The 25,295-nt window shown below is 70.0% G+C and carries 26 protein-coding genes; 19 read left to right on the top strand and 7 right to left on the bottom strand.

Annotation, left to right across the window (positions count from 1 at the left end; genetic code table 11):
- The first annotated feature begins 9 nt into the window (after nucleotides 1-9).
- Together ACFU6I_RS12205 and ACFU6I_RS12200 are read left to right on the top strand one after the other, a co-directional pair.
- Complete coding sequence (locus ACFU6I_RS12205; protein ID WP_384364318.1) at nucleotides 10-666, top strand: MBL fold metallo-hydrolase; 657 nt, start codon at nucleotides 10-12, stop codon at nucleotides 664-666.
- A gap of 48 nt (nucleotides 667-714) precedes the next feature.
- Entirely contained in the window at nucleotides 715-1,494 is a 780-nt protein-coding gene (locus ACFU6I_RS12200; protein ID WP_384364316.1) for an exodeoxyribonuclease III, read from the top strand.
- A gap of 24 nt (nucleotides 1,495-1,518) precedes the next feature.
- Here ACFU6I_RS12200 and ACFU6I_RS12195 read toward each other — a convergent pair whose 3' ends face one another.
- Both ACFU6I_RS12195 and ACFU6I_RS12190 read right to left on the bottom strand, forming a co-directional pair.
- Nucleotides 1,519-1,791 (bottom strand): mycoredoxin, encoded by a 273-nt coding sequence (locus ACFU6I_RS12195; RefSeq protein ID WP_384364314.1) that lies wholly within the window; start codon nucleotides 1,789-1,791, stop codon nucleotides 1,519-1,521.
- Between the two features lie 61 nt (nucleotides 1,792-1,852).
- Nucleotides 1,853-3,085 carry a Cmx/CmrA family chloramphenicol efflux MFS transporter gene (locus ACFU6I_RS12190; protein WP_384364312.1) on the bottom strand — a complete coding sequence of 411 codons (1,233 nt, stop codon included), beginning with the start codon at nucleotides 3,083-3,085 and terminating at the stop codon, nucleotides 1,853-1,855.
- A 369-nt stretch (nucleotides 3,086-3,454) separates the two neighbouring features.
- Here ACFU6I_RS12190 and ACFU6I_RS12185 point away from each other — a divergent pair, with 369 nt between their 5' ends.
- The 6 genes from ACFU6I_RS12185 (at nucleotide 3,455) to ACFU6I_RS12160 (ending at nucleotide 7,653) form a co-directional block, all read left to right on the top strand.
- On the top strand, nucleotides 3,455-3,889 hold the full coding sequence (locus ACFU6I_RS12185) for a hypothetical protein (protein ID WP_384364310.1): 435 nt from the start codon (nucleotides 3,455-3,457) through the stop codon (nucleotides 3,887-3,889).
- Nucleotides 3,890-3,894: 5 nt separating this feature from the next.
- Nucleotides 3,895-4,335 (top strand): DUF6278 family protein, encoded by a 441-nt coding sequence (locus tag ACFU6I_RS12180; protein WP_384364308.1) that lies wholly within the window; start codon nucleotides 3,895-3,897, stop codon nucleotides 4,333-4,335.
- Nucleotides 4,336-4,458: 123 nt separating this feature from the next.
- Nucleotides 4,459-5,202 (top strand): amino acid ABC transporter ATP-binding protein, encoded by a 744-nt coding sequence (locus tag ACFU6I_RS12175; protein WP_384364306.1) that lies wholly within the window; start codon nucleotides 4,459-4,461, stop codon nucleotides 5,200-5,202.
- Nucleotides 5,203-5,216: 14 nt separating this feature from the next.
- Entirely contained in the window at nucleotides 5,217-6,128 is a 912-nt protein-coding gene (locus ACFU6I_RS12170) for a glutamate ABC transporter substrate-binding protein (RefSeq protein WP_384364304.1), read from the top strand.
- Between the two features lie 17 nt (nucleotides 6,129-6,145).
- Entirely contained in the window at nucleotides 6,146-6,790 is a 645-nt protein-coding gene (locus tag ACFU6I_RS12165) for an amino acid ABC transporter permease (RefSeq protein ID WP_384364302.1), read from the top strand.
- Nucleotides 6,787-7,653 (top strand): amino acid ABC transporter permease, encoded by an 867-nt coding sequence (locus ACFU6I_RS12160; RefSeq protein WP_384364300.1) that lies wholly within the window; start codon nucleotides 6,787-6,789, stop codon nucleotides 7,651-7,653. Before ACFU6I_RS12165 ends, ACFU6I_RS12160 begins: the two co-directional genes overlap by 4 nt.
- A gap of 59 nt (nucleotides 7,654-7,712) precedes the next feature.
- Here ACFU6I_RS12160 and ACFU6I_RS12155 read toward each other — a convergent pair whose 3' ends face one another.
- On the bottom strand, nucleotides 7,713-9,308 hold the full coding sequence (locus tag ACFU6I_RS12155; RefSeq protein ID WP_384364298.1) for an alpha/beta fold hydrolase: 1,596 nt from the start codon (nucleotides 9,306-9,308) through the stop codon (nucleotides 7,713-7,715).
- Between the two features lie 146 nt (nucleotides 9,309-9,454).
- Entirely contained in the window at nucleotides 9,455-10,660 is a 1,206-nt protein-coding gene (locus ACFU6I_RS12150; protein WP_384364296.1) for an Ig-like domain-containing protein, read from the bottom strand.
- A gap of 248 nt (nucleotides 10,661-10,908) precedes the next feature.
- Between ACFU6I_RS12150 and ACFU6I_RS12145 the strand changes: the two genes are divergently transcribed.
- The 5 genes from ACFU6I_RS12145 to ACFU6I_RS12125 all read left to right on the top strand — a co-directional run bounded on the left by ACFU6I_RS12145 (nucleotide 10,909) and on the right by ACFU6I_RS12125 (nucleotide 16,501).
- A complete protein-coding gene (locus ACFU6I_RS12145; RefSeq protein WP_384364294.1) occupies nucleotides 10,909-12,081 on the top strand; it encodes a lipid II:glycine glycyltransferase FemX in 1,173 nt (390 codons plus the stop codon).
- Nucleotides 12,078-13,766 (top strand): murein biosynthesis integral membrane protein MurJ, encoded by a 1,689-nt coding sequence (murJ, locus tag ACFU6I_RS12140; RefSeq protein ID WP_384364292.1) that lies wholly within the window; start codon nucleotides 12,078-12,080, stop codon nucleotides 13,764-13,766. The genes ACFU6I_RS12145 and murJ overlap by 4 nt, the downstream gene beginning before the upstream one ends.
- A gap of 100 nt (nucleotides 13,767-13,866) precedes the next feature.
- Nucleotides 13,867-14,550, top strand: a complete 684-nt coding sequence (locus ACFU6I_RS12135) for a response regulator (protein ID WP_384364290.1) — start codon at nucleotides 13,867-13,869, stop codon at nucleotides 14,548-14,550.
- On the top strand, nucleotides 14,547-15,983 hold the full coding sequence (locus tag ACFU6I_RS12130; protein WP_384364288.1) for an ATP-binding protein: 1,437 nt from the start codon (nucleotides 14,547-14,549) through the stop codon (nucleotides 15,981-15,983). The genes ACFU6I_RS12135 and ACFU6I_RS12130 overlap by 4 nt, the downstream gene beginning before the upstream one ends.
- Nucleotides 15,980-16,501, top strand: a complete 522-nt coding sequence (locus ACFU6I_RS12125) for a hypothetical protein (protein ID WP_384364286.1) — start codon at nucleotides 15,980-15,982, stop codon at nucleotides 16,499-16,501. Before ACFU6I_RS12130 ends, ACFU6I_RS12125 begins: the two co-directional genes overlap by 4 nt.
- Nucleotides 16,502-16,712: 211 nt before the next feature.
- Here ACFU6I_RS12125 and ACFU6I_RS12120 read toward each other — a convergent pair whose 3' ends face one another.
- Nucleotides 16,713-17,456 carry a hypothetical protein gene (locus ACFU6I_RS12120; RefSeq protein ID WP_384364284.1) on the bottom strand — a complete coding sequence of 248 codons (744 nt, stop codon included), beginning with the start codon at nucleotides 17,454-17,456 and terminating at the stop codon, nucleotides 16,713-16,715.
- 104 nt (nucleotides 17,457-17,560) lie between these two features.
- Here ACFU6I_RS12120 and ggt point away from each other — a divergent pair, with 104 nt between their 5' ends.
- Complete coding sequence (gene ggt, locus ACFU6I_RS12115) at nucleotides 17,561-19,363, top strand: gamma-glutamyltransferase (RefSeq protein WP_384364282.1); 1,803 nt, start codon at nucleotides 17,561-17,563, stop codon at nucleotides 19,361-19,363.
- Between the two features lie 103 nt (nucleotides 19,364-19,466).
- Here ggt and map read toward each other — a convergent pair whose 3' ends face one another.
- A complete protein-coding gene (gene map, locus ACFU6I_RS12110; RefSeq protein WP_384364280.1) occupies nucleotides 19,467-20,234 on the bottom strand; it encodes a type I methionyl aminopeptidase in 768 nt (255 codons plus the stop codon).
- A gap of 76 nt (nucleotides 20,235-20,310) precedes the next feature.
- On the opposite strand from map, the gene ACFU6I_RS12105 reads away from it, so the two are divergent.
- The 3 genes from ACFU6I_RS12105 (at nucleotide 20,311) to ACFU6I_RS12095 (ending at nucleotide 22,742) form a co-directional block, all read left to right on the top strand.
- Nucleotides 20,311-20,583 carry a helix-turn-helix domain-containing protein gene (locus ACFU6I_RS12105; protein ID WP_384043469.1) on the top strand — a complete coding sequence of 91 codons (273 nt, stop codon included), beginning with the start codon at nucleotides 20,311-20,313 and terminating at the stop codon, nucleotides 20,581-20,583.
- A 249-nt stretch (nucleotides 20,584-20,832) separates the two neighbouring features.
- Nucleotides 20,833-21,222 (top strand): PPOX class F420-dependent oxidoreductase, encoded by a 390-nt coding sequence (locus ACFU6I_RS12100; protein ID WP_384364278.1) that lies wholly within the window; start codon nucleotides 20,833-20,835, stop codon nucleotides 21,220-21,222.
- 143 nt (nucleotides 21,223-21,365) lie between these two features.
- The gene (locus tag ACFU6I_RS12095; protein WP_384364276.1) at nucleotides 21,366-22,742 is read left to right on the top strand and encodes a hypothetical protein; all 1,377 of its coding nucleotides are present in this window, start codon (nucleotides 21,366-21,368) and stop codon (nucleotides 22,740-22,742) included.
- Between the two features lie 20 nt (nucleotides 22,743-22,762).
- Here ACFU6I_RS12095 and ACFU6I_RS12090 read toward each other — a convergent pair whose 3' ends face one another.
- Complete coding sequence (locus ACFU6I_RS12090) at nucleotides 22,763-22,939, bottom strand: hypothetical protein (protein WP_384364274.1); 177 nt, start codon at nucleotides 22,937-22,939, stop codon at nucleotides 22,763-22,765.
- Nucleotides 22,940-23,127: 188 nt separating this feature from the next.
- Here ACFU6I_RS12090 and ACFU6I_RS12085 point away from each other — a divergent pair, with 188 nt between their 5' ends.
- Together ACFU6I_RS12085 and ACFU6I_RS12080 are read left to right on the top strand one after the other, a co-directional pair.
- Nucleotides 23,128-23,970, top strand: coding sequence for a nitrilase-related carbon-nitrogen hydrolase (locus ACFU6I_RS12085; RefSeq protein WP_327243505.1), 843 nt, complete (start codon nucleotides 23,128-23,130; stop codon nucleotides 23,968-23,970).
- A complete protein-coding gene (locus ACFU6I_RS12080) occupies nucleotides 23,967-25,250 on the top strand; it encodes an aspartate aminotransferase family protein (protein ID WP_384364272.1) in 1,284 nt (427 codons plus the stop codon). The genes ACFU6I_RS12085 and ACFU6I_RS12080 overlap by 4 nt, the downstream gene beginning before the upstream one ends.
- Nucleotides 25,251-25,295 lie beyond the last annotated feature (45 nt).

Below are 25,295 nucleotides of genomic sequence, written 5' to 3'. Positions count from 1 at the left end.
ATGGGCCCCATGAACGCTGCGAACCCCGTGCACCTGACCCTGACGAAGAAGACGCACTCCTGCATCCGACTGGAGAAGGACGGGCGGACGCTTGTCATCGACCCGGGCGGCTTCTCGGAGGAGGACGCGGCACTCGGCGCCGACGCGCTGCTGGTGACGCACGAGCACCCCGACCACTTCGACGAGAGCCGGCTGCGGGCCGGTCTGGAGGCCAACCCGGCCGCGCAGGTCTGGACCCTGCGCAGCGTCGCCGACCAGCTCTCCGCGGCGTTCCCCGGGCGCGTCCACACCGTCGGACACGGGGACACGTTCTCCGCGGCCGGCTTCGACGTACAGGTACACGGCGAACTGCACGCGGTGATCCACCCCGACATCCCGCAGATCACCAACATCGGCTTCCTGGTGGATGGTTCGCTCTTCCACCCGGGCGACGCGCTCACCGTGCCCGACCACCCCGTCGACACCCTGATGCTCCCGGTGATGGCCCCCTGGAACAAGATCTCCGAGGTCATCGACTACGTACGCGAGGTCAAGCCGCGGCGCGCCATCGACATCCACGACGCGCTGCTCACCGATCTCGCCCGCCCGATCTACGACCGGCAGATCGGCGGCCTCGGCGGCACCGACCACGGCCGGCTGACCCCGGGTGACTCGACCGGCCTGTGACCGGCGCCGGTCCGGCGACTGTCAGTGGGAGCCGCTAGGTTTACGTACATGCGCATCGCCACATGGAACGTCAATTCGATCACCGCCCGCCTCCCCCGGCTGCTCGCCTGGCTGGAGAGCACCGGCACGGACGTGCTGTGCATCCAGGAGACCAAGTGCGCGGCCGAGCAGTTCCCGGCGGACGAGCTGCGCGAGCTCGGCTACGAGTCCGCGGTCAACGCCACGGGCCGGTGGAACGGGGTCGCGCTGGTCTCCCGGGCGGGCCTGGCCGATGTCGTCATGGGGCTGCCCGGCGGCCCCGATTACGAGGGCGTGCAGGAGCCCCGGGCGATCTCGGCGACCTGCGGACCGGTCCGCCTCTGGTCGGTGTACGTGCCGAACGGCCGTGAGATCGCCCACGAGCACTACGCGTACAAGCTGCGCTGGTTCGAGGCCCTGCAGAAGGCGGTCGCCCCCGACGCCGCGGGTTCCCAGCCGTTCGCGGTCCTCGGCGACTTCAACGTGGCGCCGACCGACGAGGACGTCTGGGATCCCGCCCTGTTCGAGGGCGCCACGCATGTCACCCCCGCCGAGCGCGCCGCCCTCGCCACCCTTCGCGAGGAGGGGCTCTCGGACGTGATGCCGCGCCCGCTCAAGTACGACCGCCCGTACACCTTCTGGGACTACCGCGAGCTGCGCTTCCCGAAGAACAAGGGCATGCGGATCGACCTGGTCTACGGCAACGCCCCCTTCACGGCGGCGGTCAAGGACAGCTATGTGGACCGCGAGGAGCGCAAGGGCAAGGGCGCGTCCGACCATGCACCGGTGGTCGTCGATCTGGATCTGTGACCGCCGGCCGGTCCGACGCACCCCCTAGGACGCCTCCAGCTGCGGCGCGTGGGCCCGGACCGCGTCGAGCACCTGCCGCTTGGACGGGTTGACCATCGCGTGCCCGGCCACGGACACCGTCGGAACGGTTTCGTTCCCGTCGGCGACCGAGCGGACGAACGCCGCCGCCTCGGGATCCCGCCAGATGTTCACCTCGGTGTACCTGAGGCGGGTGAACCGGAGCTGCAGGCGGAGCTTCATGCAGTACGGGCAGCCGGGCCGCCAGTAGACGACCATGCCGTCGCGGTCCTCGGCCATGCGCTTCCCCCTGTTCGCCCACGTGCGAGGGCAAGCATCTCAGATCGGCCCCGGTCGATTGTCAGTGGTCGCCGATACGGTGATTCCTGTCATTGTCCCGCTTGCTGGCTGCTTGCGAAGGCTCCGACCGCCCCGCCCGTTCAGCGCCGGGCGGGGCGTCATACGCGGACAACGCCGCGGTCGCGCCGAGCGCCAGGACCATCAGCAGCGCACTCACCCACAGCGGCGACCGGAAGCCGAACCCCGCACCGATCGTGATGCCGCCGAGCCAGGGCCCCAGCGCGCCGCCCACGTTGAAGGCGGCCGTGGAGAACGAGCCCGCCAGCGTCGGCGCACCGGGCGCCGACTGGAGCACCCGCGAGATCAGTGCCGTTCCGGTGCCGAACGCGAGCATGCCCTGGACCAGGACGAGCGCGACGACTGCGACCGGGCTTCCCGCTGTCAGTGCCAGCCCGGCCCAGCCGGCGGTGAGTGCCACCAGCCCGACGGTGGTGACGGCGACCGGCCGCGCATCGACGATCCGGCCCGCGACGGTGACACCCAGGAACGAGCCGACCCCGAACAGTGCGAGCACGGCAGGCACCCACCCGGCTCCGACCGCCGTGACCCGGGTGACCAGCGGCTCCAGATACGAGAACGCGCAGAAGGTCGCGCCCTGCACGAGCGCGCTCGTCAGCAGGGTGAGGACGAGCCGCGGCTCGGTGAGGGACCGAAGTTCGGCACGCCCGCCCACCGTGTGGGACTCGGCCCGTTCGCCGGGGATCGTCCTGGCGATCACCGCAAGAGCCGGTACGGAGACGAGGGCCACGGCCCAGAACGCAGCGCGCCACCCCCAGTGCCCGCCCAGAACCGCACCGGCGGGCACCCCCGCGACACAGGCGACGGTGACACCGCCGACCACCACCGACGTGGCGCGTGCCCGGGCGCCGGGTCCGGCCACGGAGACCGCGGTCACCAGCGCCACGGCCCAGAAACCCGCGTTGGCCAGCGCTCCGACGATCCGTGTCGCCAGCAGCAGGCCGTAGCCGGGTGTGACCGCGCCCATGACATGGACGGCGGTGAAGACGGAGAGGAAGAACAGCAGCGCGCGACGCCGGGGCCAGTTCCGGCTGAGGAGCGCCATCGCGGGTGCGCCGACGACCATCCCGACCGCGAACGCCGACGTCAGCAAGCCGGCGGCCGGGATGGATACGTGCAGGTCGTCGGCGATGTCCGAGACCAGACCGGACAACATGAACTCGGAGGTGCCCTGGGCGAAGACGGCGAGCCCGAGCGCGTAGACAGCAAATGGCATGAAGGAACCCCATGGGCAGACTGATGGACGGACCAGGCAGGGGGTGTGGGCCGCGCCCGCCCGACAGGTCGAGCGGCAACGCGGAAGAGCGTCAGGCCTGTTCACGGACGTGACGCGACATCGCGGGGGAAGCGTCGTGGCCGGGAATCAGGGCACGAACGCATACGGGGAAGCGCAGCCCACACTGCGGTGGTCCTGCGGCAGCGGCCGGGCAGAAGCGATCCTCAGGCCTGATCGGCCGTGCGGGATCGACTCGACAGCGGGTCAGCCACCGGCGGGACCGGTGGCTAGTCTCTGTTCGCCTCGGGGCTGGACATGATCGCGAACGTACCAGTCGGGATCACTCCGCCGCCACCGCTTTCAAAGAACATGGCCGACACACGTACCCGGGTGGGCTGCGCGGTCATGAGGGATGTGATCGTGGGTGCGCATGTGCTGAGGACTCGTCCGACGGGGCTGACGCTGCGGGAGTCGACCCATGTCGATACGACGGAGCAGGTCGCGCTGCCGGACCGGAACCGCGCGCACCGGGCCTCGGCCGACGCGTACGAGGAGGAGTCGACCGGCGACCGTGCGTGGGTGGGGCGGCACCTGGCCGACGTTCCCGGGGACGGTTCCGTGCGGTACGGAGTACGGCCGTACGGCGTACTGATCGGACGCGTCGATCCGGTGGCGGCCGCGCCCGCCCGACGGTTGCGGGCGGCGCGCGCGGCAGCGCAGGGGTGGGCGTGCGCACCTGGTTCAGCACTCGAACGACAGGCCGCGCGCCCTGTGGTGCGTAACCGGGCCGGGATGCGACCCTGAGTGGCATGAACATCCCCTTCTTGGACAGCTGGCGTAAGCGTCACGACGGTAGGCGCGGGGCGGGCCTCGCGGCCGCCGTCGAGGCCGATCCGGACGGCGTGGCCGAGCTGCTCGCGGAGTGTGAGCTGCTGCGTGTCCGAGCGGGGCAGCGAGGGCTCGAACTCGACGACACTCCGGCCTCGTTGATGGCGCTCGACCAACTGCCGCCCCGCTGGCGGGACGACCCCGAGGAGTTGCCCTGGCTGGGTAACGACGCCGGGCTGTACCTCGGCACGGTCCTGGTGCGGAACGTCCCCGGTGCCGTCTGGCGCATCTGGCCCAGCGGGCAGCCTGTGGTGCGGCTCGCCTCCGGGCGGGAGATCGATGTCGTCGAGGCGGGGCTCGACTGGGCGATGGCCGGCAGCCCCGAGCTCTCGCAGGTGTACGCGGAGTCAGCCGAAGGGTAGGCGAAACGTCAAAACCTAATAAAACGCCTTATACCCCATTTGTGCGTGTCGGATACGAAGTCCCTTGCCGGGATGGATAGTTTGCGCTGACCTCGACACAGCGATAAGTGGGTAGGGCAGCGTATGGCCGTCGATCCGTTGATCGAGCTGCGGAACGTCAATAAGTACTACGGGAAGTTGCACGTACTGCAGGACATCAATCTCACCGTCGGCCGCGGGGAGGTGGTGGTGGTCATCGGCCCCTCCGGCTCCGGCAAATCGACGCTCTGCCGGACCATCAACAGGCTCGAGACGATCGAGTCGGGCTACATCGCCATCGACGGCAGGCCCCTCCCGGAGGAGGGCAAGGGACTCGCGGAGCTGCGGGCCGAAGTCGGGATGGTCTTCCAGTCCTTCAATCTCTTCGCGCACAAGACCGTGCTGGCCAATGTCTCGCTCGCCCAGATCAAGGTCCGCAAGCGCAAGAAGGACCAGTGCGACCTGCGGTCCAGGGAGTTGCTGGAGCGGGTCGGGCTCGCCTCCCAGGCGGACAAGTACCCCGCCCAGCTCTCCGGCGGTCAGCAGCAGCGGGTGGCCATCGCCCGCGCCCTCGCCATGGACCCCAAGGCACTCCTCTTCGACGAGCCGACCTCGGCGCTCGACCCGGAAATGATCAACGAGGTGCTGGAGGTCATGCAGCAGCTGGCCCGGGACGGCATGACCATGGTCGTCGTCACCCACGAGATGGGGTTCGCCCGGTCGGCCGCCAACCGTGTGGTCTTCATGGCCGACGGCCGCATCATCGAGGACCGCACCCCGGAGGCGTTCTTCACCGCCCCGGAGACCGACCGGGCCAAGGACTTCCTGTCCAAGATCCTCAAGCACTGACGGGAGGCTCCCTCTTGCGAACGAGAAGACTTCTGGCCGCCTGCGCGGGCCTTCTGCTGGCCGTCCTCGCCGTCGGCTGCGGGAAGGAGGGCAGCCCTCCGGTGAAGGGGCCCAAGCCGGGCCAGCTGCCGGTCTACAAGGTCGACACCGCGTTCCGGCTGCCCGAATCGAAGACCTGGACGAAGGCCAAGAAGCGCGGATATCTCCGGGTCGGGGCCAAGGAGGACCAGCCTTATCTGGGCGAGAAGGACCCGGCCACGGGCATCTACTCCGGATTCGACATCGAGATCGCCCGGATGATGTCGGCCTCGCTCGGCTTCGACCCGAAGACGATCCACTTCAAGACGATCGCCTCCGCCAACCGCGAGACCGCGCTGCAGAACGGGCAGATCGACTACTACGTCGGCACCTACACCATCAACGACATGCGCAAGAAGCTCGTCGGGTTCGCCGGGCCGTATTTCATGGCAGGTCAGTCCCTGCTCGTGCGCACGGACGAGCACGACATCAACGGCCCGCAGGACCTGGCGGGCAGGACCGTCTGCTCGGCCGCGGGCTCGACCCCGTACCAGCGCATCGCGGCCGACTATCCGAAGGCGATCCTCGTCGCGTACGACACGTACTCGATCTGCGTCGACAACCTGCTGACATACCAGGTCGACGCCGTCACCACCGACGACGCCATCCTGCTGGGCTTCGCGGCCAAGGCGCCCAAGGAGCTGAAGGTGGTCGGCAAGCCGTTCTCCGAGGAGCCGTACGGCATCGGCGTCCTGCGCAGCGACAACGCGCTCCGGTTCGCACTCAACGACGCCCTTGAGGCCAATGAGAAGAACGGCAACTGGAAGAAGGCGTTCGAGGCCACGCTCGGCCTGTCCGGGGTGCCCGCGCCGACTCCGCCGCCCATCGACCGCTACCCGGCGACCTGAGAGGACGGGCCACGTCCATGGACGTACTCACGGAGAACTTCTCGCTCTACGGCAAAGGCTTCCTCGGCACCCTCGAACTCACCGTCTACGCCTCGATCCTGGCACTGCTCCTCGGCTTCGTCATGGCTTCGTTCCGGGTGGCGCCGGTCGGCTCGCTGCGGGTGTTCGGCACGGTCTGGGTGACGGTACTGCGCAACACCCCGCTGACCCTGCTCTTCTTCGCCGTCCTGCTCGGTCTGCCGCGCTTCGGTCTGGTCCTGCCGTTCAAGATCTTCGCGATCCTCGCGCTCGGCTGCTACACCTCCGCGTTCATCTGCGAGGTGCTCCGCTCCGGCATCAACACCGTGCCGCAGGGGCAGGGCGAGGCGGCCCGCAGTCTCGGAATGACCTTCGGGCAGACGCTGGGCAATGTGGTGCTGCCGCAGGCGTTCCGCTCGGTGATCCCGCCGGTCGGTTCGACGCTCATCGCCCTCGCCAAGAACTCGGCGATCGCGGGGGCGTTCAGCGTCACCGAACTGCTCGGCACCTACAAGACCCTCAACGAACTGGGCTACAGCATCATCTGGACCTTCGTCTGGATCGCCGTCGGCTACCTCGTCATCACGTTGTCCATCAGCGCGCTCTTCAACGTGCTGGAGAAGCGCTACGGAGTGGCCCGATGACCTCGACGGCGGCCGCCTCCGCGCTCTACGACATCCCGGGCCCGCGGACCCGTAAACGTCACTTCGTGTACGGAATCGCCTCGACGGCCGTGATCATTGCCCTGGTCGGCTGGATCATCTATCTGCTCGTCGAGACCGAGCAGTTCACCAGCGCCAAGTGGACCCCCTTCGCGTACAAGGGCATCCAGGAACTCCTGCTGCGCGGACTCGGCAACACACTCAAGGCTTTCGCCTACGCGGCGGTGCTCTCACTGGCCCTCGGGGCGGTCCTGGCCGTCGGCCGGCTCTCCGAACACCGGGCGGTGCGCCGGCTGGCCACGCTCGTCGTGGAGTTCTTCCGGGCCATGCCCGTCCTGGTGATGATCTTCTTCATCTTCGTGGCGCTGAAGGTGCAGCCGCTGCCCGCGCTGGTCGCCGGACTGACCCTCTACAACGGCTCGGTGCTCGCCGAGGTGTTCCGTACCGGCATCAACTCGGTGGATCGCGGCCAGCGCGAGGCCGCGTACGCACTGGGGATGCGCAAGACGCAGGTCATGACCTTCGTGCTGGCCCCCCAGGCGGTCCGCGCCATGCTGCCCACCATCATCAGCCAGTTGGTGGTGGCCCTGAAGGACACCTCGCTCGGCTATCTGATCACGTACGAGGAGTTCCTCCACGCGGGCAAACTCATCGCGTCCAACCTCGACTACGATCTTCCCTTCATCCCCGTGGTGATGGTGATCTCGCCGATCTACATCGGGATGTGCATGCTGCTCTCCTGGTTCGCCACCTGGGTGGCCAAGCGGGAGCGGCGCAGTCCCAAGACGGAAGCCGTGGAAGTCGCACCGGCCGAACCGGGAACGCTGCTGCCGGGAGTGCAATAGCCAAGGACCGGTCGTACGGCGGTCCGCGGGAGCGGTACCCGCCCGGCAGCAGCCGGTGATCACTTCTCGCGCAACGGGACGGACAGGTACGAGGGGTCCGAGCCCGGCGAGGAGAAGGTCAGCTGTGCGCCGGCAGGGTTGTGCTCGATGTACAGGGGGTCGACGGTGTCGATCACCAGGGCGAGCCGATGACCGGCCGGGACGTCGTACGCGGTGGAGAACAGCTCCAGGTCGACGGCGAACGGACGGCCCGGAAGCTGTCCGTGGAAGGTGTGGGGGGCGTTGCTGACCAGCTTGCCGAGGCCGAGCGGCCCCACGTCGTAGAGATACGCGACGAGGGTGCCGCTCTCCTTGTTGCTGGTGACCGTGGTGTGAAGCCTCGCGGTGCCCCGGACGTGCCGCGCGGAGCCGTACCTCTCGGACTGCCAGACGCTTGCGAAGGTGCGCGGCAGCAGGGGGATCGAGACGACCGGCGGCAGCTTCACGAACTGGTCGAGCGCGTTCGACAGCAGGGTGATGCCGCCATTGGCGCCCGAGTCGACGTTCGCGTAGACCTTCTCCGTACCGCCGAGCGCGAGCCGCTCCTTGACGGCGCCGACGGACTTCCAGTCCGGGTAGCCCTCGTAACCGCCGTCCGTACGGGACTTGAGCTGAACCGGCTGCTCCTGGTCGATGCCGTTGCGCTCGCCCTTGAGGTAGCGGTCGAACCATCGGTGGGCGTCGGTCCAGGTGTCGTTGGGCAGACCGAGCAGCCCGGTGGCCTCGGCGGTGGCGTGGTCGCCGGGGCGGAACTCCAGGCGCTTGGGGCCGCTGAGCTTCTCGTAGAACGCGGCGTACTGGTTGGGCGGGAAGATTGTGTCGCCCCAGGCGTTGCCCATCATGACGGCGGCGCCGTTGGCGTTGATCCGGTCCGGATAGGTGGCGGGGGAGCGCTTCCTCCCCCAGGCGATCATGTCCTGTTCCTTGGCCAGGTCGGAGCCGAGGAAGTCGGTGAGTGTCCGGTTGAGCTCGTCGCTCGGGCGGCCGGTGAGCAGGCCGGCGCCACCGAGCAGCGCGGCTGCCTGGAGGTGCTGGGTGCGGCCGCTGTAGATGGAGTCGATGAGATCGGCCCAGCCGCTCAGCGCGACGACGGCCTTGATCCGCTTGTCGTGTCCGGCTGCCAGCAGGCTGATGCCCGCGCCGTACGAGACCCCGCCCATGCCGATCCGCTGCGGGTCGGCCGGCGTCCGGTCGAGCGCCCAGTCGATCACGGCGGAGACATCGGCGATGTCCGGCGGACCGGCGACCTCGATCCTCCCGCCGGAGAGCCAGAAGCCGCGCGAGGTGTAACTGACCACCACATAGCCGGAGTCGGCGAGCTGCTGTGCCTGCGCCAGGTACTCGATCTGCGGCATCGACCAGCTGGTGGGCAGCACGATGAGCGGGTGTTTCTCGCCGGTCTTCGCACCGGCGGGCGTGAAGACATTGCCCTTGAGCGTGATTCCGCCGGAGCCGGGGATGTCATGGAACGTCAGGCTCGGGGTGGAATCCGCCACGGGCGCGGCGGGGGTGTCGGCGACGGCCGCCGGGGCCGCGCCGAGGGCGGCTCCGGCGATCAGGATGGCGGCGGTTCCGAGGGCAGCGGTGGTGCGCAGAGCCGGGTACGGACGTCCCACAGGTCACTCCTCACGCGTGTCAGTGCAAAGTGACCCGACGGTAACCCCGGTTGCTTACCGTTGGTAACTCCCCGGCGAGTTGCGCGAGGGTAACGATTGTTGGACGCGATGTCAGTAGCGGCCGGGGGCGGGAGCAGGACAACGGGTCAGCCGAGTGCGCTCTTCGTCTGCCAATCGGCCCAGGACACATTCCACGCCCCGTAGCCGTTGCCCACCGCGACCGTCCCCTTGGCGTCCGCGCCGGTGATCTCGAACGGGTCGCCGACCTGCGCCTTCTCGAACAGCTCGGCGGCGTTCGCATTGCTCATTCCCACACAGCCGGAACTGTGGTTGGCGACCCCGAAGTACGCGGCGTTCCACGGCGCTGCATGGGCGTACATCCCCGACCAGGTCAGCCGCATCGACGAATCGACCATCTTGTCGTACGCATCGCCCAGCCCGACCGTCTCGGAGCGCATGTTGATCGTGCCCTCCTTCGCCATGAGTACGGCGGTGCCCCGCCAGGACGCCTTCTCGCCGCCCGGGGTGCCCGCCGACATCGGCACGTCCATGATCGTCCTCCCGTCCCGGTGCAGCGCCAGCCGGTGCCGGTCGAGGTCGACCTTGACCACCTGGTTGCGGCCGATGGTGAAGGTCGTCCGGTAGTCGCGCACGAACCAGCCGCCGGCCGTCCCGGAGTTGATGCCGTCCAGTTCGGCGTCGAGCGTGACGCGGGTACCGGACTTCCAGTAGTCCTTGGGCCGCCAGTCGACGCGGTCCTTGCCGGAGTAGTCCTGCAACCAGCCCCAGGAACCCTCGGTGTTGTTCGACGTGGTCACCTTGAGTGCCTTCTCGACCGCCGCCCTGTCCTTCACCGGGTTGTCGAAGACGATCGACAGCGGCTGGGCGATACCGACCGTGGTGTTCTTGCCGGGGGCGAGCGTCAGCTTGTTGACCTTGTCGGCCTCGGCTGTCGAGAAGCCGGCGCGGTCCGTGCCACCCCTGGTGTCCGTCGCCTCGACGCTGTACTCGGTGCCGGGTGCGGCGACCCGGTCCGAGGTCCAGCTGCGACCGTCGCCGGATATCCGGCCGGTGAGCGCGTCTCCCTCGGCGGCGGTCACCTTCACCGTCCTGAGCTTTCCGTCGGCCAGCGTCACCTTCACCGGCTTGCCCGCGGTGGCCCCGGAGCCCTGGAGGTTCACCGAGATTCTGGTGTCCGGAGCCTGAGAAGTCCCGGCGCCGTGACCGGATTTGGAACCGGCGTCCGATGCGGCAGCGCCGCCGGAGCAGGCGGTGAGGGCGGCGCCGAGCACCGCCGTTCCGGTTATCAGGGTGAGCCTGGCCGGGCGGGCCAAGGGCGCGGTACGGCGCATGTGCCGGCGTGCAGGAAACACCGAAATACCTCCAGGACTGTGCTTCTCACCGGTGGAGAGGCATTCACCAGACCTTAGGTTCCTCAAATCCTCGAACAGCCATGGATTCCGTTGTGTGACAAGGAATGGAGCGCAACGGTCATCGTCCGGTCACATGCGCCGCTCGGACCCGTCACGGACCGCTGTGAGCATCCTGTGCAGCCCCGTCGAGCCGAGCGGAGGGGCAGGACCAGGGGAGGGCCACGGACATGTCAGCGCTGCTCGCGACCGGTGACCGCAGAGGTGAACAGGAGATGCGGATACGCAGCCTCAGCGCCGCCGAGCACCGGGCGGGTGTGACCGCGCGGCCCGGGGCCAGCTTTCTGCAGTATCCGTCCTGGGCCGGAGTGAAGGACCAATGGACGTCGGAAATGGTCGGATGGCACGGCGCCGACGGCGAATTGGCCGGCAGCGCCCTGGTCCTCTATCGGCAATTCCCGGGCACCCGTAAATACTTTGCCTATCTGCCGGAAGGGCCGGTGGCCGACTGGGCCGATCCGGAGATCGACCGCTGGCTGCGGCCGTTGGCGGCGTATCTTCGGAAGGCGGGCGCCTTCGCCGTACGGATGGGGCCGTCACCGGCGTACCGCCGCTGGGACGCCGCCCGGCTCAAGGCGGCCACCGGGCCCGGCCGCAAGGTCCGCGACGTACTGGCGACGGAGGTGGACCCGCTCGGCACCGCGGTCGCCGACCGGCTCCGGGCGCGGGGCTGGCGTCGGTGCGGCGGGGACGGCGACGCGGGCAACGACGCCGACGCGCAACCGCGCCACGTCTTCCAGGTGCCGCTCGCCGGACGCACCCCTGACGAGCTGTGGGCGGGACTCAACCAGGAGTGGCGCCGCAACGTCCGCAAGGCCGAGAAGTCCGGTGTCCGGATCGTCGTCGGCGGTGCGGCGGAACTGCCCGAGTTCCACCGGTTGCTGCGGATCACCGAGGAGCGGGACGGCTTCCGGCTCGGTCGCTCCCTCGCGTACTACCAGCGGCAGTACGCCGTGCTCAACGCCGAACAGCCCGGCCGGATGCAGCTCTATCTCGCCGTCCACGAGGGCGAGATCCTTGCCGCGCACACCATGATCAGCGCCGGGCGGCAGGTCTGGTACCAGACGGGCGCGTCCGCCGACCACCGGCGTGAGGTCCGCCCCAGCAACGCCCTCCAGTGGCGGATGATGCTCGATGCGCACGCCCTCGGCGCCGAGCTGTACGACATGCGCGGGGTACCCTCCACCCTTGACCCCGACGACCGCTCCTTCGGACTGCTGCGCTGGAAGCTCGGCACCGGCGGGCAGGTCGTCGAGACCCTCGGGGAGTGGGAGACATCGGTGGGCGGAGCCGCCAACAACACGCTGTACAGGGCGTTCCAGGCGTACCTGGCCCGCCGGTGACCGCCGCACAGACGACCGGGGCGGTCGCGCAGCAGGCGCCGGAGGGACAGCAGAAGCCCGGATCGGTGCTGCGCAGTGGCGCCGTCATGGCCGCCGGCTCGGTCGTCTCGCGGGCGACCGGGTTCATACGCTCGGCGGTCGTCGTCGCCGCCCTCGGTACCGGACTCACGGCCGACGGCTACACGGTCGCCAACACCGTCCCCAACATCCTCTACATGCTCCTGATCGGCGGAGCCCTCAACGCCGTGTTCGTCCCGGAGCTGGTGCGGGCCGCCAGGGAACACGGCGACGGCGGCGCCGCGTACACCGACCGGCTGCTCACCGTCTGCACGGTCGGCCTCGTCGCCCTCACCACGCTCGCGGTCGTCGGCGCCCCACTGATCGTCGGCACCTACACGGACTACTCCGGGGAGCAGGCGGAGCTCACGATCGCGCTGGCCCGCTACTGCCTGCCGCAGATCCTCTTCTACGGGCTCTTCACTCTCCTCGGTCAAGTACTCAACTCCCGCAACCGCTTCGGCGCGATGATGTGGACCCCTGTCCTCAACAACGTGGTCATCATCGCGGTGTTCGGGCTCTATCTGGCGGTCGCGGCAGGTTCCGGCGGGGAGTTGACCGCCGCCCATGCACGGCTGCTGGGCTGGGGGACGACCGCCGGGATCGTTGTGCAGACGCTGGCCCTGGTGCCCGCGCTGCGGGCCGCGAGGTTCCGCTGGCGGCCCCGGTTCGACTGGCGGGGGAGCGGTCTGACCCGCCCGCTGCGGTCGGCCGGATGGCTCGTCATGCTGGTCCTGGCGAACCAGGGCGCCTACTGGGTGGTGACCCGGCTCTCCACCATCACCGGACAGCACGCCGTCGAGCAAGGGGTGGTGGGCGGCGCGGGCTACACCGCGTACAGCTACGCCTTTCAGCTGTGGGTGGTGCCGCAGGGCATCGTGACCGTCTCGCTCGTCACGGCGCTGATGCCGCGGATGAGCCGGGCGGCGGCCGACGGCGACCTCGCGGGGGTGCGCCGCGACGTCTCGTACGCGCTGCGGACCACGGCAGCGGTGGTGGTGCCCGCGGCGGGTGTGTTCTTCGCGCTGGCGCCATGGGTGATGGGGGCCGTGTTCGGATACGGCCGTACCGGCGACGCCGACATCGCGGTGATGGCGGGGATGATGATGGCGTTCGCGCCGGGGCTCGTCGCGTACTCCGGGCAGTACGTGCTGTCCCGTGGGTTCTACGCGATGAGCGACACCCGTACGCCGTTCTTCCTGAACCTGGTGATCGCGGCGCTCAACGCCGGGCTGTCGGCGCTCGCCTTTCTGATGCTGCCTGCGCGGTGGGCGGTGACGGGGATGGCGGGGGCGTACTCCGTGGCACTCTTCGCGGGGTTCGCGGTCACGGGCCATGTGCTGCATCGCAGGGTGTCCCGGGGCGCCGGGGGAGCGCGGACGGCGCTGTGGCGCTCGGCCGGACTGCGGGCGCATGCGCGGCTGGTGGTGGCGTGTGTGCCGGCGGGGGCGCTGGCGTACGGGGTGGCCCGCGCGTGCGACGGGTTCGGGGACTTCGCGGCCGTGGGGGCCGGTACGGCAGTGCTGCTGGGGGTGGTGGGGCTGTTGGCCCGGCCGCTGCGGTTGAGCGAGGTCAGCGCGATGTTGGGTGCGGGGCGTGCGCGGATACGGGGGGTCGGGAGCCGGTGAGAGCGTGGCGCTCGCGTCCGGCTGCCGCCCCGTTCCCCCACGGCCGGAGGGGCCTGATGTGCCGGACGGGTTCGATCGTGATCGTGGGGATACTGGTGCCATGCCGCGTGTGCTTCTGATCGAGGACGACCCCTCCGTACGGGAAGGGGTCGAGCTCGGGCTGCGCCGGCGCGGGCATGAACTCCGGGCCGTGGAGAGCGGGGAGGCGGGACTCGGTGCGCTGGTGGAGTTCCGTCCCGATCTCGTCCTGCTGGATCTGATGCTGCCCGGCATGAACGGCGTCCAGGTCTGCCGTCGCATCAGGGAGTCCAGCCAGCTGCCGATCATCATGCTCACGGCACGCGGCGACGACTTCGACGTGGTCGTCGGGCTGGAGGCAGGGGCGGACGACTACATCGTCAAACCCGCCCGTACCGAGGTGATCGAGGCCAGGATCCGGGCCGTGCTGCGACGGCTCGCCGAGCCGGTCGGGCGCAGCGGCATCGAGTTCCACGGCGAACTCGCCGTCGACCGCGCCGGGCTGTCCGTCGCCAAGGCGGGGGAGCGCCTCCTGCTCGCCCCGTCCGAACTGAAGCTGCTGCTGTACCTGTCGGCCTCGCCCGAGCAGGTCTTCAGCAGGCAGCAACTCCTCGAATACGTGTGGGAGCACAGCTACCACGGCGACGCGAGGCTCGTCGACGCCTGTGTGCGACGGCTGCGGCAGAAGATCGAGGACGTGGCGGGCAGCCCCCGCTACATCCAGACCGTCCGTGGCTTCGGCTACCGATTCGGGCCGCTCGAATGAGGCTTCTCGCCGCCCGGTTCGGCCTGCGTATCCGCCTCATATCCGCCTTCCTGCTGGTCGCGGCGATCAGCGCGGTCACCACCGCGACCCTGACCTACCGCGAGGCGCGGTCCGCGATCCTTCAGCAGGCGCAGGACACGGCGGTCGCCCAGTTCCGGGACCGGATCACCGCACAGGCGGTGTCCCTGCCGGTCGACGCGACCCGGCTCCGGACGATGTGCCAGACCCTCGCCCGCGAGGGCAAGCCGCACACCTGGATCGTCTTCGCCGAATACGCGGACCTGAAGGTCTCCTCCTCGGACCGGCCCGTCTCCAACGTGATCACACCCGAACTGCGCGATGCGGCCCGGAACACCGCGCACGCCTCGTTCCAGCGGGTCGTCAAGGACGGCAAACCCTGGCTGACGATCGGGATGCCCGTGATGTTCGACCGGGGCGAGGGGCGTCAGCCCACCGGGCTGGTCCTCTACGCCGTGATGCCGCTCCTCCCGGAGGAGGCCAACGTCAGTGCCATGGTCACCGCTGCCCGCGACGGCGCCGTGCCCGCCCTCCTCATCGCGCTGGTGCCCGCACTGCTCGCCGCCCGCAGTGTGTTGCGCCCGGTGCGTGATCTGCGGCGGGCCGCCGCCGGTATCGGTCGAGGCGAGCTCGACACGCGCATCGAGGTGAAGGGATCGGACGAACTCGCCGATCTGGCCTGGACGTTCAATGAGTCGTCCACCAAGCTCCAGCAGTCCGTGGAGGAGCTCCGGCAGGCGGAGGAACGGGCCAGACGCTTCGCCTCCGACGTCTCGCACGAGATGCGCACCCCGCTCGCCGGGATGCTCGCCGTCACCGAGGTCCTGGACGAGGACGCCGCGCACCTGAACGCCGACACCGCGGCAGCCGTGCGGCTGATCAGCGCGGAGACCGGGAAGCTGGCCACCCTGGTCGAGGACCTGATGGAGATCTCCCGCTTCGACGCGAAGGCAGCGGACCTCCATCCCGACGAGGTCGATGTCGCCGAGACGATCCGCAAGACCTTGCAGAGCAGACGGTGGGAGGACCGGGTTTTCACCGAACTCCCTGAAGGTGTGAGGGCGGTGCTCGACCCCCGCCGATTCGATGTGATCGTCGCCAACCTGGTCGGCAACGCGCTGCGGCACGGCGCCGAGCCCGTCTCCCTACGGCTGTGGACCGAGCGGCGGGACGGGAGGGACCGTCTGGTGACGGAGGTCGCGGACAGCGGTCCCGGGATCGACGCAGCCGTGCTGCCGCACATCTTCGACCGGTTCTACAAGGCCGACGCGGCACGAACCCGGTCGGCGGGCAGCGGACTCGGCCTGGCGATCACGCAGGAGAACGTACGGCTGCACGGTGGTACGGTCCGCGCCGCCAACGTCCCTTCCGGCGGTGCGGTGTTCACCGTCGAACTGCCACGGGAGGGGGTGTGAGGCGGCTGCGCGCCCTGGTCGCGCTGATGGCGTTCGCGCTACCGGTGACCGGGTGCGGCATCCGGGCCTCGGACGTGGTCGAGGTCGGCGATCCGGCGACCGTGGACGTGGCGGCGGGGAGCCGGGACGGCACACTGCTGTACTTCGTCTCCTCGTCCTCCCCGGGCACGCTGCTGCCCGTCGTACGACAGATCGACATGTCGACGGCGTCCTCGGGTACGGGGGATCTGAAGGGCTCGTCGGGCAAGGCGCTCGTCCTGCTCTTCGAGGGGCCCTCCAGAACGGAGCGAGATGCCGGAATGTCCACGGAACTCCCGCGGAGCCATGTCGGGTTGAGCATGGCTGTGTCTCGGAACGGGGTGCTGGTCCGGCTGGGCGGCCCTGTCACCGGACTTTCCGGACTCGCCCAGCAGCAGCTGATCTGCACGGCGGTCCACTCCGGCGTGCCCGATCCGGGTGCGGCGGTGACGCTGTCCGGCACCGATGGCTCCGTCGGGCCCGCCCACTGCACCGTCTGACCGCTCCCGGACGGACTCCGGACGAGGTCGTCCGGCCGGCTGCGACCCGGCCGGGGCCGGAGTGCCGTCCGGGCGCTCGAAGCCGATCACGCTGATCCGGGTGTTGTTCCGGCGCGGTGGGCCGGTGACCTTCGACGGCGGGTTCCACCAGGTGTCGGCGCCTATCCGCCCCCGGTGCGGGCGGCGCCGGTCGGGCCTACGCCGCAGCGGATCAGCTCGCCGCGCGGTGCGAGGTCCGCGGCGCGGGTACGGGCGTCTGCGCCGCCCGTGTCACGTCCGCGACCAGTTCCACCACATCGGGCCCGTACGCCTGTGAGTTGACCACCTTCAGCAGCAGGCAGAACGTGTTGGTGCCGTGCTTGCGCGACAGCTTCTCGTAATTGCGGGCCAGGTAGCGTGACGCGGCCTGATTGGTGATCGCCTGCTGTCCGCAGAACAGGAATACCGGGCGGGCGTCCTGACCGGCCGTCAGTCGGGCGAGCACGACGTACTCGGCGACGCCCTTCTCCACCCGGTAGCGCTCCGAGCCGATCTGGAAGGCGCCGCGGTCCGGACCCGGTTCCGGATCCGTGTTCACCTTCACGCCCGGCAGCAGCGAATGGAGATGGGCGGCCATCCGGCGGTTGGAGACCGGACCGCCGACGCAGAACTCGGTGCGCTCGCCGAAGCCCTGCTGGGTGACGTCGTGCGAGAGGATCTGCGCGTGCGCCGAGCAATCCTTGATCAGTGCGGAGAGTTCGAGCAGGGCGAAGACGTCGTGGCGGTGGACGGCGCCGTCACCGCCCGCGTCGCGGTTGACGACCAGCAGGCACTCGGAGTTCCCGGGCAGTCCGAAGAAGGCCTGCTTGCGGCGGAGCTTGCGGCGCCAGAGGTAGGTTCGGGCGCACCAGCCGAGGGCGGCGCTGATGCCGGCGGCTATCACGCCGAGCACGATGTTGCGTACGTCGTCAGTCATGGGCGGGCATGTTATCGGTGATTCGGATCCATGTTCACTGCGGTCCTGACGAGACGTAGGAGGCGGAGTTACCCTGCGCGGACGATCCTTCACTGGAGGTGCGCATGCGACGTTCAGTCGCGCGGAATGTGTCGTTCTTGGGTGTTCTCGCCGCTGTCGTCTCGGTCGGGGCGGCCGCACCGCCCTCGTCCGCAGCGTCGATATCGCCACCCCCCAAGTCGCCCGTCGCCGTGGGTTACGGCGGCGCCGTGTCCAGCGTCGACGCGGACGCCACGGCCGCCGGGATCGAGGTGCTCCGTAACGGCGGCAACGCCGTGGACGCCGCGGTGGCGACCGCGGCCGCGCTCGGCGTGACGGAGCCCTACTCCGCGGGCCTGGGCGGAGGCGGCTACTTCGTCTACTACAACGCCAAGAAGCACACCGTGGAGACCATCGACGGCCGCGAGACCGCGCCGCGCAGCGCGGACTCCTCCCTCTTCCTGGAGGACGGCAAGCCTCTCGCCTTCGCGGACGCCGTCACCAGTGGTCTGGGCGTCGGCACGCCCGGCACCCCCGCCACCTGGGCCACCGCGCTCGACGCCTGGGGCAGCAAGCCATTGAGCGGGCTGCTGAAGCCGGCCGAGCGGCTCGCCAGGGACGGCTTCGTCGTCGACTCCACATTCCGTTCGCAGACCGAGGGGAACCAGGCCCGGTTCGCCGACTTCCCGGACACCGCGAAGCTCTTCCTGCCGGGCGGGCAACTGCCCGTGGTCGGCTCCGTCTTCAAGAACCCCGACCTTGCGCGTACGTACGAGAAGGTGGGCCGCGACGGCATCGACGAGCTGTACCGCGGCGATCTGGCCGACGACGTCGTCCGGACCGTCCGCAACCCGCCCGTCGACCCGAAGGCGAGCCGGGTCGTGCGCCCCGGTGATCTCACGGCGAAGGACCTGCGCTCCTACCGTGCACTGCGGCAGGCCCCGACGAAGGTCGGCTACCGGGGGCTCGACGTGTACGGCATGGCGCCGTCCTCGTCCGGGGGCACGAGCGTGGGAGAGGCGCTCAACATCCTCGAGAACACCGACCTTTCGCGGGCGAGCGAGGCCCAGTATCTGCACCGCTACATCGAGGCGAGCCGGATCGCGTTCGCGGACCGCGGGCGGTGGGTCGGCGACCCGGCGTTCGAGGACGTGCCGACGCGCGGACTGCTGAGTCAGCGGTTCGCCGATTCGAGGGAGTGCCTGATCAAGGACGACGCGGTGCTGACCAGCCCCCTCGCCCCCGGCGACCCGCGCCATCCGGCCAAGTGTGCGAACCGTGGAACGGCCGCCCCGACGACCTACGAGGGGGAGAACACCACGCATCTGACGGCCGCCGACAAGTGGGGGAACGTCGTCGCGTACACCCTGACCATCGAGCAGACCGGCGGCAGTGCCATCACGGTTCCGGGGCGTGGCTATCTGCTCAACAACGAGCTGACGGACTTCTCGTTCGCGCCCGCCAACCCGGCGGTGCACGACCCGAACCTGCCGGGCCCGGGCAAGCGGCCGCGGTCGTCGATCTCGCCGACGATCGTGCTGAAGCATGGGCAGCCGGTACTGGCCCTGGGCTCGCCGGGCGGCGCGACGATCATCACCACGGTGCTGCAGTCGCTCATCGGCACGGTCGACCGCGGTCTTCCGCTCGTCGATGCGATCGCGGCGCCACGCGCCAGTCAGCGCAACTCGCCGACGACCGAGCTCGAACCCGCGCTGTGGAACAGTCCGCTGCGGCCGGAACTGGAGTCGCTCGGCCATGCCTTCAAGCTGAACCCGGAGATCGGGGCGGCCACCGGTGTGCAGCGGCTGCCGGACGGGCGGTGGCTCGCGGCGGCGGAGAAGGTGCGGCGGGGCGGCGGATCCGCGATGGTCGTGACACCGAGCGACTGAAAGTGATCATGCATCAATAAGGGCAGACATGGGGCTGGTTCGTGGCCGGCATGCGGCCATGGGCCGGCCCCGTGGCCGTGACGGAGACCTGGGGCCGGGTGGTTCAGAGGGCGGTGAGGACGCGGGGCCCCGCGTCCGTGATCGCTATCGTGTGCTCGGCGTGCGCCGCCCGGCTGCCGTCGGAGGTGCGCAGCGTCCAGCCGTCCCGGTCCGGATGGAGCGCGTCATGCCCGCCACCGATCAGCATCGGCTCGATCGCCAGCACCATTCCGTGTCGCAACGGCATGCCGCGGCCCGGTCGCCCCTCGTTGGGGACGGCCGGGTCCTCGTGCATGGAGCGGCCCACGCCGTGGCCGCCGAACCCTTCGGGAATGCCGTATCCGGCGGTCCGGCAGACCGCTCCGATCGCGTGCGCGATGTCCCCGATCCGGTTGCCGACGACTGCCGCCGCGATCCCCGCGTCCAGTGCGGCGAACGCCGTGTCGATCAGTCGGGTGTCCGCCGGCCGGGCGCGGCCGACCGTGAAGCTGACGGCCGAGTCGCCGACCCAGCCGTCGAGCGTCGCGCCCGCGTCGATGCTCACCAGATCGCCGTCGCGCAGCCGCTGGTCGGTCGGGATGCCGTGCACGATCGCGTCATTGACGGACGTGCAGATCACCGCGGGGAAGGGGGTGGGTGCGAAGTGTGGCCGGTAGTTCAGGAACGGCGACCCGGCGCCCGCGTCGCGCAGTACCTCGCGCGCCACCTCGTCGAGTTCGCGCAGCGACACATCGACCGTCGCCGCTTTCCGTACGGCTGTCAGGATCTGGGCCACGACCCGCCCGGCCTCGCGCATCGCCTCTATGGATGTATCCGTCTTGAGCTGCACCATGCCAATTACTATACCGATCGGAGCGGTATGAGAATAACGGCGGTATGAGAATAACGCGCGCATTAGAATGGCTGGCATGGTACGAACGCCTCTCACCCCGGAAGAGCGCCTTCGCGGCGAACGGCTCGGCAGCCTGCTCCGCGAGGCGCGCGGCGCGCGCAGCATGGTCGAGATCGCCGCGAGCGCAGGAATCTCCGCCGAGACGCTGCGCAAGATCGAGACCGGTCGCGCCCCGACCCCCGCGTTCTTCACCGTCGCGGCGCTGGCCGGCGCACTCGGCCTCTCCATGGACGATCTGCTGATCCGCTGCGCCGAGGAACCTGACACGGCCGTCCCGCTGGCCGGGTAGCGCCGGGTAGCGCGTGGCGGCCCCGGGCGGCGCGGATCCGTGTGGGCCCCGCTCAGTCGGCGACCGCCGGCCGAATGCGGTGGCGGCCCGGTGCGGCGATCCCGCCGAGCGGCGCGATCGCCGGGTCCGGCGCCGGCCCGCTCCCCCTGCTCGGCCCGGCCTGCGCAGGGACCCGGGAGCATCTTCCGGAGCCGGTGAGCGTGCACGAGGCCTACGCGCCCCGTCGACGGGGCGCGTAGGGTCACGCCCGTGACTCCTCAGACACTCCAGGACTTCGATCGCAGCGAGTACGTGAGCCTGACCACGTACCGGAAGGACGGCACGCCCGTCGCCACGCCCGTGTGGGCGGCGGCCGACGGCGAGGAGCTGTTCATCTGGACCCGGAGCGACTCGTGGAAGGTGAAGAGGATCCGGAACAACGGCCGGGTCACGGTGACCGTCTGCGACGTGCGCGGCCGGATCGCCGACGGTGCGCCGAGCGCCGAGGGCACGGCGCGGCTGCTCGACGAGGCGGGGACGCGTGCCGTACGCGGTGTGCTGGCCCGCAAGTACACCTGGAAGTTCTGGCTGGTCGACTGGCCCGCCATGGTCGTACGCCTCGGGAAGCGGCCGCACACCGGGATCGCCGTCACCTTCTGAACGGCGGCTGCGGGGGCGTGCGCGCTTCCGGCCGTGCGCCGACCGCACCCCAGTGGAAAAGCGGACGTAGCCGCCCCGTAACATGCCTGCGGTCGAATGCCTGCGGACTGGAACGCTCCAGTCGACGGTGGGTGAGGGCGACGATGACGGAACATCAACGGGCTGAGGAAGTAACCGAGTTCGCGACGTATCTGCGGAGTCTCACGGCTCTGCTCGACCCCGGGCGCGGTTGGTACGGGGTGTTCTGCCGGCGCGACCCCGAGGGCATGCGGGCCTGCCTCGACGGGGCGGAGATCCCGCCGTGGGACGTGGTGGAGTCGTTGCTCCAAGACCTGGCCGCAGAACGCGGCAAGGGCTTCGCGGAACGTGAGTCGGTACGCGCCGCCGCCCTGTACTCCGCATCGGCCGCCGCCCACGACCGGCGGCCGGGCGGACGACAGGCACTCGTGGAGCGGCTGGAGCTGATGCTCAAGGAGCAGGCCTACGCGGCCCGGCGGTTGCGCGCGGCCGGGCCGCACGGCACACCGGCGCCGGACGAGCAGGTGCTGGCATGGGCCCAGGACGACCACGCGCGCGCCTCTGCCCGCTGCACGGAGCTGCGAAAGCGGCTGGCGGCCGTGACGGTGCCGCAGGGCTGGTTCCGGGCGGAGGGATCGCGAGGAGCGGCGGAGCGGCCCGAGTCGCCCCGTGTGCCCGGACCCCGCAGCGCCCCCGATCCCGCCCCCGCCTCCCGGGACCAGCAGCTTCCGTCGCCTGCCCCCGCTCCGCCGCCCGCCCGCAAACGCAAGAAGCCGCGCGGCGCCCGCTTCGCCGGACTGGACGTGGACGACGACACCGGCCTCGACGTCCCCATGACCGCACCTGTCCTGCCCGTCCCGCCGGTCACCGCCGCCGGGCCGCGCGGCGCGCGCTTCGGCGGCGCACCGGCCGGGGAATACGTCGATGCCCGCGCCCGTAAGCCGCCCCGGGCCGCACCCGACCCGGCCGCGCGCCGCGCCGCCGCCGAGGCCGTCGAGACGCTTGTCCGGCTGCGTACCGAGGGCCGCGGCGGCGAGGCCCATGTCGTCCTCTGCGAGGCGGCGGGCTGGCCCGCGGACCGGCTGCCGTTGCTCGCCGATGAGCTGCACCGGTCGGGTCTTGCGGCCGACTGGGCAACTCTGCTCTGGGAGGTCGCCTTGCTTCCTCCCGTCGAACTCGCCGCCGCGGCGGGCGCGCTGGCCGCGGCGGGGCGCACCGACGACTGCGGGCAGCTGCTGCGTCAAGGGGTGGCTCGGCCCGCGGCGGAGATCGCCGACGCGGTGCTGGCCCTGGACCGGGCGGGTCTCGAACCGGAGGCGCAGGCGCTGATGGGCGCCTTTGTCCGTGTGCACACCCCGGAGGACGCGGCCCGGATCGCGGAGGGCGATCCCCGTCAGCTCGTACCGCAACTGCTCGCCGCCGCACGCGCGGTGTCCCGGGACCGGGAGTGGGACCTGGTGCACGCACTGCGGGTCGCGGGCATCGCGGGCACTCCCGGCTGACCCGCGGAAACCTCGGACGATCACCGGTCCGGCCGTGGCCCGCGGCGCGTCGAGGCGGCGCCGGCGGGGACCGGGGCGGCGGCGACGGCGGGCAGGGAGCCGGCCTTGAACGCCGCCGCGGCGAGCGCCGGGGGCACGGTGCAGGAGCCGATCACCCGTGCCTGCTTCCGTGCCGGACGGGTCCGTCGGCGTGGCATCTGCTCTCCCCTGGGGAAGGAGGAGAGAGTGTGAACCGCACGGGTGCGAAACATGATCGACTCGGCCGGTTCACGGCGATGGTCTTGCCCCACCGTGTGGCGGGGCTTACGTTCTCCTCCTGTGCACCGAATCTACGTGCGTAGAAAACGCGTAGAGGCTCTCTGACGCCGCGTCGAAGGAGCAGCTCATGTCCCACGTCGTACGCGCCGCACTCGTCCAGGCGACCTGGACCGGCGACACCGAATCCATGATCGCCAAGCATGAGGAACATGCTCGCGAGGCCGCCCGGCAGGGGGCGAAGATCATCGGCTTCCAGGAGGTGTTCAACGCCCCCTACTTCTGCCAGGTGCAGGAGCCCGAGCACTACCGCTGGGCCGAGGCCGTCCCGGACGGGCCGACCGTCCGGCGGATGCAGGAGCTCGCTCGCGAGACCGGCATGGTGATCGTCGTGCCGGTCTTCGAGATCGAGCAGTCCGGCTTCTACTTCAACACCGCCGCGGTGATCGACGCCGACGGCTCGTACCTCGGCAAGTACCGCAAGCACCACATCCCGCAGGTCAAGGGGTTCTGGGAGAAGTACTACTTCAAGCCCGGGAACGTCGGCTGGCCGGTCTTCGACACCGCCGTCGGCAAGGTCGGCGTCTATATCTGCTACGACCGTCACTTCCCCGAGGGCTGGCGTCAACTCGGACTCAACGGAGCCCAGTTGGTGTACAACCCGTCCGCGACCTCGCGCGGCCTCTCCAGCTACCTCTGGCAGCTGGAACAACCCGCGTCCGCCGTGGCCAACGAGTACTTCGTCGCCGCGATCAACCGCGTCGGCCAGGAGGAGTACGGCGACAACGACTTCTACGGCACCAGTTACTTCGTCGACCCGCGCGGCCAGTTCGTCGGGGAGGTGGCCAGCGACAAGGAGGAGGAACTCCTCGTCCGGGACCTCGACTTCGGCCTCATCGAGGAAGTGCGCCAGCAGTGGGCGTTCTACCGGGACCGTCGCCCCGACGCGTACGAGGGACTGGTGGAGCCGTGAGCAGTCTCCACCACCGTCACCTCGCCGTCAGCCCCGAATGGCTCGCGCTCTACTACCGGCATCCGCTGGAGATCACCCACGGTGAGGGCCGCCATGTCTGGGACGCGGACGGCAAGCGCTACCTCGACTTCTTCGGCGGCATCCTCACCACGATGACCGCTCACGCGCTGCCCGAAGTGACTAAGGCGGTCACCGAGCAGGCCGGGCGGATCATCCACACCTCGACGCTGTACCTCAACCGGCCGATGGTCGAACTCGCCGAGCGCATCGCCACGCTCTCCGGCATCCCCGACGCCCGGGTCTTCTTCACCACCTCGGGCACCGAGGCCAATGACACGGCGCTGCTGCTCGCCACCACGTACCGCAGGTCCAACCAGATCCTGGCGATGCGCAACAGCTACCACGGCAGGTCGTTCTCGGCCGTCGGCATCACCGGCAACAGGGCCTGGTCGCCGACGAGTCTGTCCCCGCTGCAGACGCTGTACGTGCACGGCGGGGTCCGGACCCGGGGCCCGTACGCGGAACTCAGCGACGCACAGTTCATCAAGGCGTGCGTGGCCGACCTGGAGGACCTGCTCGGGCACACCCGTGACGCCGCCGCGCTGATCGCCGAACCCATCCAGGGCGTCGGCGGGTTCACCTCCCCGCCCGACGGCCTGTTCGCGGCGTTCCGCGAAGTGCTGAGCCGGCACGGCATCCTGTGGATCTCCGACGAGGTGCAGACCGGCTGGGGCCGTACCGGCGACCACTTCTGGGGCTGGCAGGCGCACGACCGGAACGGCCCGCCGGACATCCTCACCTTCGCCAAGGGCATTGGCAACGGCATGTCGATCGGCGGCGTCGTGGCCCGCGCCGAGGTCATGAACTGCCTGGACGCCAACTCCATTTCGACGTTCGGCGGCTCGCCGGTCACCATGGCGGCAGGCCTCGCCAACCTCTCGTACCTCCTGGAGCACGACCTCCAGCGCAACGCGCGACGCGTCGGCGGACTGCTCATCGAGCGGCTGCGGGCGATCGTCGCGGGCTCGGAGTGCGTGCGGGAGGTGCGCGGCCGGGGCCTGATGATCGGCATCGAGCTGGTGAAGCCCGGCACCGACGAGGCCGACCCGGAGGCGGCAACCGCTGTGCTCGAAGCGGCACGCGAGGGCGGGCTGCTCATCGGCAAGGGGGGCGGACACAACACCAGCGCGCTCCGGATCGCCCCGCCGCTGTCGCTGTCCATCGCCGAGGCGGAGGAGGGCGCGGAGATCCTGGCGGAGGCTCTTCGATCGGTGGAATGAGCAGCGGCGCATGAGCGACAGGGGTGTGGGTGGCGGCCGGTGCGC

It is taken from the genome of Streptomyces sp. NPDC057486 (assembly GCF_042802415.1).
Lineage (GTDB): Bacteria > Actinomycetota > Actinomycetes > Streptomycetales > Streptomycetaceae > Streptomyces > Streptomyces yanii.
This window is presented reverse-complemented; position numbering and strand designations above follow the sequence as displayed.

Excerpts from the sequence above, each read along its gene's own strand:
- ACFU6I_RS12160 (WP_384364300.1), top strand. The coding sequence starts at position 6,787 with ATGACCTCGACGGCGGCCGCCTCCGCGCTCTACGACATCCCGGGCCCG.
- ACFU6I_RS12145 (WP_384364294.1), top strand. The coding sequence starts at position 10,909 with ATGTCAGCGCTGCTCGCGACCGGTGACCGCAGAGGTGAACAGGAGATG.
- ACFU6I_RS12175 (WP_384364306.1), top strand. The coding sequence starts at position 4,459 with ATGGCCGTCGATCCGTTGATCGAGCTGCGGAACGTCAATAAGTACTAC.
- ACFU6I_RS12105 (WP_384043469.1), top strand. The coding sequence starts at position 20,311 with ATGGTACGAACGCCTCTCACCCCGGAAGAGCGCCTTCGCGGCGAACGG.
- ACFU6I_RS12200 (WP_384364316.1), top strand. The coding sequence starts at position 715 with ATGCGCATCGCCACATGGAACGTCAATTCGATCACCGCCCGCCTCCCC.
- ACFU6I_RS12165 (WP_384364302.1), top strand. The coding sequence starts at position 6,146 with ATGGACGTACTCACGGAGAACTTCTCGCTCTACGGCAAAGGCTTCCTC.
- ACFU6I_RS12120 (WP_384364284.1), bottom strand. The coding sequence starts at position 17,456 with ATGACTGACGACGTACGCAACATCGTGCTCGGCGTGATAGCCGCCGGC.
- map (WP_384364280.1), bottom strand. The coding sequence starts at position 20,234 with ATGGTGCAGCTCAAGACGGATACATCCATAGAGGCGATGCGCGAGGCC.
- ACFU6I_RS12185 (WP_384364310.1), top strand. The coding sequence starts at position 3,455 with ATGGCCGACACACGTACCCGGGTGGGCTGCGCGGTCATGAGGGATGTG.
- ACFU6I_RS12130 (WP_384364288.1), top strand. The coding sequence starts at position 14,547 with ATGAGGCTTCTCGCCGCCCGGTTCGGCCTGCGTATCCGCCTCATATCC.
- ACFU6I_RS12205 (WP_384364318.1), top strand. The coding sequence starts at position 10 with ATGAACGCTGCGAACCCCGTGCACCTGACCCTGACGAAGAAGACGCAC.
- ACFU6I_RS12085 (WP_327243505.1), top strand. The coding sequence starts at position 23,128 with ATGTCCCACGTCGTACGCGCCGCACTCGTCCAGGCGACCTGGACCGGC.
- ACFU6I_RS12190 (WP_384364312.1), bottom strand. The coding sequence starts at position 3,085 with ATGCCATTTGCTGTCTACGCGCTCGGGCTCGCCGTCTTCGCCCAGGGC.
- ACFU6I_RS12180 (WP_384364308.1), top strand. The coding sequence starts at position 3,895 with ATGAACATCCCCTTCTTGGACAGCTGGCGTAAGCGTCACGACGGTAGG.
- ggt (WP_384364282.1), top strand. The coding sequence starts at position 17,561 with ATGCGACGTTCAGTCGCGCGGAATGTGTCGTTCTTGGGTGTTCTCGCC.
- ACFU6I_RS12150 (WP_384364296.1), bottom strand. The coding sequence starts at position 10,660 with ATGCGCCGTACCGCGCCCTTGGCCCGCCCGGCCAGGCTCACCCTGATA.
- ACFU6I_RS12135 (WP_384364290.1), top strand. The coding sequence starts at position 13,867 with ATGCCGCGTGTGCTTCTGATCGAGGACGACCCCTCCGTACGGGAAGGG.
- ACFU6I_RS12095 (WP_384364276.1), top strand. The coding sequence starts at position 21,366 with ATGACGGAACATCAACGGGCTGAGGAAGTAACCGAGTTCGCGACGTAT.
- ACFU6I_RS12090 (WP_384364274.1), bottom strand. The coding sequence starts at position 22,939 with ATGCCACGCCGACGGACCCGTCCGGCACGGAAGCAGGCACGGGTGATC.
- ACFU6I_RS12195 (WP_384364314.1), bottom strand. The coding sequence starts at position 1,791 with ATGGCCGAGGACCGCGACGGCATGGTCGTCTACTGGCGGCCCGGCTGC.